Consider the following 7,301-nt stretch of genomic DNA (forward strand, 5'->3'; position numbering starts at 1 on the left):
CCGGCGACGCCACCATGGCCGCCAGCAGTCGCTGGTAGTGATCCAGCCAGCGTGCGATGGTGGCGGCCTCGAACAGGTCGCTGTTGTACTCCATGCCACCTTCAATACCTGTGGCACCCTCGTGCAGGGTCAGGGTCAGATCAAAGCGGGATACGCCCCGCCCTGCTCCGGCATGGGCCTCATCGCCAACCCGCAGGGGGCGCATGGCCACACTCGGCAAAGTGGCGCTGTCCACGGGCAGGTTTTGCAGGGCAAACATCACCTGAAACAGGGGTGAATGGGCCCGACTGCGCACCGGGTTGATGGCCTCCACCAGCATCTCAAAGGGAATATCCTGGTGGGCGTAGGCCTGCAATGAGGCCTCCCGGCTCTGCACCAAAAGCTCATTGAAGCTCGGGTCCTTGTCCAGGCGGCTGCGCAGCACCAGACTGTTGACAAAAAATCCGATCAGCCCTTCTGTCTCTTCACGCGTACGGTTGGCGATGGGCGTGCCGATGGCGACATCGTCCTGGCCGGCGTAGCGCCCCAACAGCACCGCAAAGGCCGATTGCAACGTCATAAACAGGGTGACGCCCCGGGCCTGACTCAGGGCCTGTAACTGTTGCGACAGGGCCGCCGGCAGCGCCACCGCTGCGAAGCCGCCGCGAAAGCGCTGCTCCGGCGGGCGCGGCCGGTCCGTGGGCAGGGTCAGCAGTGGCGGCAGATCCGCCAGGGCCTGGCGCCAGTAATCGAGCTGGCGCTCAAGCACTTCACCGCGCAACCACTGGCGCTGCCAGTGCGCGAAGTCGGCATACTGTACCGGCAGGGGCGCCAGGGGGTTGGCCTCGCCCGCGGCGAAAGCCTCGTAAAGAGCAATTAACTCGCGGAACACAATCCCCAGGGACCAGCCATCGGAGATGCTGTGGTGCATGGTCAGCAGCAGCGCGTAGGACGGCTCGCTGTCGCCCCCATTCTCGTCGCTGTCCAGATCCCCGTCCCGGCGCAACAGGCGCACCCGGCACAGGGCGTCGGCCGCCAGGTCAAAGGCGTAATGACGCTCGGCAGCGGCAATGCGCTGCAGTTCGGCCTCGCTTTCCACCGCTTCCACTGCAAGGGCCGGGCCTTCGGCGTCGATCACCTGCCAGGCCTCGTCGCCGTGCACCCGAAAGCAGGTGCGCAGACTCTCGTGACGTGCAAACAACGCCGCCAGAGCCTTCAGCAGTGCCGCCTCCTTGACCTGACCACAAATCTCAAGCGCCAGGGGCATGTTGTAGACATCGCTCGGCCCCGTGTACTGCCCCAAAAACCACAGGCGCTGCTGGGCATAGGACAGGGGCGCCTCACTCCCCGGCTCCCGGGGCACTGGCACCAGGGGGGGGTGGGCCTCGGTCGCGCCGTGCTTTAAGGCTTGCTCCAGGGCCCGGGCCTGGGCCTTGAGGGTCTGGTATTCAAACAGGCAGCGGATCGGCAGGTCGACGCCGAAGGCGGCGCGGATGCGGGACACCAACTGCGTGGCCAGCAGCGAGTGACCGCCCAGCTCGAAGAAGTTGTCCTCCCGCCCCACCGGGGGAACCTGCAGCAGAGCCTGCCAGAGGCTGGCCAGCAGGGATTCCGTCGTGCCTTGCGGCCCATTGGCGCCGCCTTGCGCCAGCGCGCCTTGACTCGGCACTGGCAGGGCCTGGCGGTCAAGTTTACCGCTGACGGTACGCGGGAAGCGGGGCAATACCTGGATGGCTGAAGGTTGCATATAGGCCGGCAGCTCCCTCTTGAGGGATTCGCGCACTTGCCTTTCCACACCAGCCGGGTCCGCCAGCCCCTCCGCCACCCGCACATAGGCCAGCAGACGGGGCTCTTCCCCTTCGGCCTCGTGCAACGCGGCAACAGCCTCCTGCACGGCCTCGTGACTGCGCAGGTGGTGTTCGATCTCTCCCAATTCGATGCGAAAGCCGCGCAGGTTGACCTGCCCATCCAGGCGCCCGATAAAGTCGAGGCTGCCGTCAGGGAGATAACGCACGCGGTCGCCCGTGCAGTAGAGCCGCTCGCCCGGGGTGTCGCTGAACGGGTGGGGCACAAAGCGCTCTGCGGTCAAATCGCCGCGGCCCACATAGCCATGGGCGAGCCCCGTACCGGCGATGCACAACTCGCCCACCACACCCGGCGGCAAAAGCTCGCCCCGGGGACCGAGCACATAGGCGCTGAGGTTGGCGATGGGCTGCCCGATCACCGAGCACTCCGGGGCCGCCGCCTCGGTAAAGGACCAGCGGCAGGCGCTCACGTCGGCACCCACTTCGGTGGAACCGTACAGGTTCCATAGCTCGGCACCGGGAAAGGCCTCTTCAAAGCCGCTCAGATCGCTGTGCCACAGGGCCTCGCCGGAGCTGGTGACCACCTTGAGTCCCGGCGCTGACAGACCACTGGCCAGCAGGGTTTTGAGCAGTGAGGGCACCAGAGTGAGGTGGCTGATGTGCCAGTCCCGCAGCCACTGGCCGAGGCGCACCGGTGTCTGCAGGCTCTCCTCCTCCAGAATCACCAGCGGCCGGCCGCGGTGCAAGGCCTGAAAAATCTCCGCTACATGGTCGACAAAGCCGATGCGGGTTTTTTGGCAGAACACATCTGTGGCGGCTGCGGGCATGGTCTCGGCCTGCCAGCACAGGCGGTTGAGCACTGCCCGGTGGCAGGCCACAACGCCCTTGGGCTGACCGGTGCTGCCGGAGGTGTAGATCAGATAGGCGCTGCGCTCGCCGTGGTCACTCACCCTGGGCACCGGCGGTGGTGTGCCAGGTAACCGGCCAAGTTCCTGTCGGATCTCCGGCCGGTCCAGACACAGGCAGGGCCGCTCTGTCCCGCCCAGGGCTTCAAGGTGCTCGCTGTCGCTGATCACCCAGGCGACCTGGCTGTCGCTCAGGATATAGGTCATGCGCGGGGCGGGGTTGGACGGCTCCAGGGGGACATAGACCGCCCCGGCTTTGAGGATGGCCACAGCGCTGATGATCAGTGAGGGGCCGCGGGACAGGCATACCCCGACGGGAGTTTCCAGGCCCACACCGCGCGCCTGCAGGGCGTGCGCCAGGCGGTTGGCCCGGTGTGCAAGCTCGCCGTAGGTCAACTGCTCCCCGCCCGCTTCCGACACCAGCGCCAGGGCATCCTCCGACTCGGCCGCCCAGTGCTCGAAGGATGACAACAGGCTTTGGGACAGCGGATAAGGCGCGGAGGGAATGGGCCCGGGAACCAAAAGCGCTGTTCTCACATCTGCCGGCAGCCCGTGATCAAGCATCAGTGGGCCACTCGCGTGCGAGGATAGTTGATCCATCAAATAACGGATCGTTGATAGGAAATAATCGACAACAGGCGCCATCTGAATTCGCTCGTCGATCAGAAAATCCAGCGAAAAGTGCTCACCAAAATCGTTGACGGCAAGGGAAAAGGGGTAGTTGGTGCGTTCGTGGGCGGCGAGAAATTCGAGGCCTTCAGACGCACCTGTCGAACCGGGTGCTTTGTCCGGCGCCGAATGCCGATAGTTGAGTAGCGCGGAAAAAACCGTGCTTCCGGCGGGCAGACCCGCAGCTTTCAAGGCCACAGCCAGGGCTTCGTATTCCACGCTGACCAATTGCTGAAGCTTCTCTTTGACCTCCAGAATCAGGCTTTCACCGCTGTGCCTGCCCAACCCTACTCTAAGCGGCAAGGTGTTGATGAACAGGCCCGGCATGCTCTCAGCCCCAAGGGTACCTTGCAACCGGCCCGACAGAACGGTGCCGAAGGTAACATCGTCGCGACCGCTGCAAAGGCCAATAAGCATGGCGTAGGCGCTATGAAAAATGACCGACGGACTCAGTTGTCGCACGCGCGCTGTCTCGCGAATCCGCGCCGCAAGATCGTTGGGGAGTGCGCAGCTGTGTTCAAGGATACGACCGCCTTTGGCCTTGGCCAGAGTCAGACCAAAAAGCTCGGTATCGCCTTTGACGCCCGTCAGCATCGAGCGGAAAAATTCTTGCGCTCGCCCGGACTTCGCCAAATGTTGGACGTGGGCAATATACTGGCGGTAGGGGATCGCTTGGGGCAGCTTGTGCTGCTCGCCCGCTTCAAAGTGGGCGACCTCACGCACGATAATTTCGAGGCTGACGTGATCCAGCACCAGGTGGTGAAACTGGAAGATCACGTAGTGACTTGCGCTGCCGGCAAGTCTGCCCACCTGGAGGCGCAAGAGGGGTGCCTGTTCCAGCACCATGTGCTGTTTCTCAGGGTCCATGCGTGTATTCAGTTCGGCATCGATCTGCCCGGGCTGTAGATCAAAATACTCGACCGCGAGGCGCGCCCGGCGCAAGACTACCTGCAAAGGCTGCGAAAGCCCCTGCCAGACAAAGGCTGTACGCAGGATATCGTGACGGTCAATCACAAATTGCAGAGCCTTGATCAGCGCCGCCACCGGCCCGGCACCATCCACCTTATATAGGCTGTTAATGATAAAAGGGTCGCTCTGCTGCGACATCGTGTGCACAAACAGAATACCTTCCTGCAGTGGGCCCAGGGGATATATGTCCTTGATATTGGCCACACCACCATCTACCTGGCTGACCGCCTGATCAATATCCTGCTGAGAGAGCACCACCAGGGACAGCATATCGGGTCGGATCTGCTGGGGATTTTCGGGAATGCCGTTTTCAGGAGCGACAAAACGATCCTGGTCGACTGCGCGGGCCGCATCGATGCCCTTGGCAAGCTCCGCCAAATTCTGCGCACGGAACAGCTGCTCGACAGACAGCTCAACGCCCCGCTCACGCAGTTGGGCGATCACCTGCATCACCATCAGCGAGTGACCGCCCAGCTGGAAAAAATTATCCTCGCATCCGACGGTCTCCACTCCCAGGACCCGCTGCCAAATATCACTCAGGAGGATTTCTGTTTCGCTCTCAGGCGCGACATAGGCATGGTGGGACAGTGACGGCCCCGGGTTCGGCAGCATCGCATAATCCACTTTGCCGTTGGCCGTCAAAGGCAGTTTATCGAGCACCACATAATCGGTCGGCAGCATGTACGAAGCCAAGCGGGCACGGGCAAACTGCTGCACCTGTGCGATCAATTTCCCTTTCTTGTCTTCATCCTGGCATTGGGCATTGACTAAGTAGGCGATCAGGGATGGACTGCCTGCGTGGCGATCGCCCAGGGAGATGCAAATATTGTCCACCCCTGCATGTTCGCCGAGGACATTCTCAATTTCGCCCATTTCAATACGAAAACCGCGAATCTTAACCTGCTGATCCACCCGCCCGAGGTATTCCAACTGTCCTTCAAAACCCTCTCCCTGAGGAATTAACCTGGCCAAATCCCCGCTGCGATACAGGCGCTCGCCCGGCACATCGCTAAAGGGGTTGGGGATAAACTTTTCGGCGGTGAGTTTTGCCTGATTTAAATAGCCCCGGGCCAGACCCGTCCCACCGATACACAACTCTCCCACCACACCCACAGGCACAAGCCCGGCGTGATTGAGAATATAAACCGAATTATTCGCCAGGGGGCGCCCGACAGGTGCGCTGCGATAACGCAAAATATCGGTATCCAGATCAAAGGTGGTAGCGAAGGTAGTGCATTCGGTGGGACCATAACCGTTAATTAAACGCCGGGGTTTGTGGGCCAGCACCTGCTCGATGGCCTCTACCGAACAGGCTTCACCACCCATGATTAATTTATCGAGTGAAGCAAATGCGTGCTGGTTGGCCAGCCCGATACGATTAAACAGGGCCGTTGCAAGAAACGCGGTGGAAATTCCGTAGCGGACAAATGTTTCCTGCAGGCGGGCGCCTTCCAGGGTCAGGTCGCGATCGACAATAACCAGCCTTGCCCCTGTCAACAGGCAGGTCCACAGCTCATAAGTAATGGCATCGAAAGCATAATTAGCCGTCTGTGCAACGATTTCCGAATCGTCTATGGCAATGGCGCTTTCACCACCGGCAAGGCTCAATACATTTTTCTGCTGCAGTAAAACGCCCTTGGGTTTTCCAGTACTGCCGGAGGTATAGTTAATGTAGGCGAGATTCGTGGGCAGACTTTTGTGCGCTGGCGGGGTGGCAAGGAAGGACTCAAAAGAGGGCCTGTCGGTAATGTCCAATACTGGCACATAGGTCGCAAGCCCCTGTGCTTTTTCATGAGCTGCTTGCGTCAGCACGATGGTAATACCGCTGTCTTTGAGAATATAAGCCAGACGCGCTGGTGGATCGTGAGGATCCAGGGGCACATAGCAGCCACCGAGTCGCAAAGTGGCCAGCATGCCGACCACCATGTGGACGCAGCGATCCATACACAGGCCCACCCGTGATTCCGGCCCAATACCTTGCGCGTGCAGTTGAGCACTCAGTTCACGGGCTCGCTGTTGCAGCTGACCATAGCTGATTTGTTCCTCATGGTGGACCAGAGCGATGGCGTCGGGTCTGTATTCAGCCTGTCGCGCGAACACAGTGTAAATGTCCTGGGCGTTAGGATATTGCGTTACAGGTGTCTGCAGCGCTTGCCAATGCTGTCGGTCCGCATCGCTTAACAAAGCACCGAGATCGATAGCCTTGTCGGCACGCGTTTCCAACTGCCTGAGAATATTGCCAACGTAGTGGCGGATGCGCTCACGAAAATACTGACTGAATATTTGGATATCGGCATTAATATCAAGACCAAACGTTTCCCTGCTCTCGTCTTTAAAAACATCGAGCAAAAGCAGGTAGTTGGTTTCCGCCCACCCGCCGACTTTCAAGGGTGCGTCTGTCTGCTCCCCGGGAGTGGGTGAGAAACTATTGTCATCAATTTGCCTATCCTGCTCCTTTTCGGCGTAGTACACATGCCAGTTGGTGTAATTAAATAATGCTGCGGAAAAATCCAAATCGCTGTCGCGCTGAATTTCCGAAAGGGGGTAGTGGCGGTGGCCATGCTGTGCACGCAGTGTCTGATCGACCTGCAAAATATAAGCTTCCCAGCTAAGCCCGCTGATTTTTTTCTGTATTGGCAGAGCATTGACAAAAACCCCCACCATTTTATCCCCGTCAGGTATTTCCGGACGTCCCTGGGTCGCCACCAGCCCCATCACTTCCTCAGAGCCATCGAGCAGTGACAGCAGTGCCAGATAGATGGCACACCAGACGCTCTTTTCCTGTACCCCAAGGCGGCGTGCCAGTTGGATTATATGGCGACTGGACGAAAGGGAGATATCGCACTGAATCACCTCGCTCGGCGCTTTTTCGCGCCCGCTCCACCAGGGCAGGTGCGCGCCTTGCAAGGTGGACTGCCAGTACTGCTGCTGCTCTTTCGAGGCCAGGGCCTGCTGCTCAAGGGCGATAAAGCGG

General features: G+C 60.3%; 1 protein-coding gene. It reads right to left on the reverse strand.

The window, feature by feature from the left end:
- The coding region (locus ABVT36_RS18525; protein ID WP_368457888.1) for an amino acid adenylation domain-containing protein at positions 1 to 7,301 on the reverse strand (7,301 nt) is incomplete at both ends.

The sequence above is a fragment of the Microbulbifer sp. TYP-18 genome (assembly GCF_040932045.1).
Lineage (GTDB): Bacteria > Pseudomonadota > Gammaproteobacteria > Pseudomonadales > Cellvibrionaceae > Microbulbifer.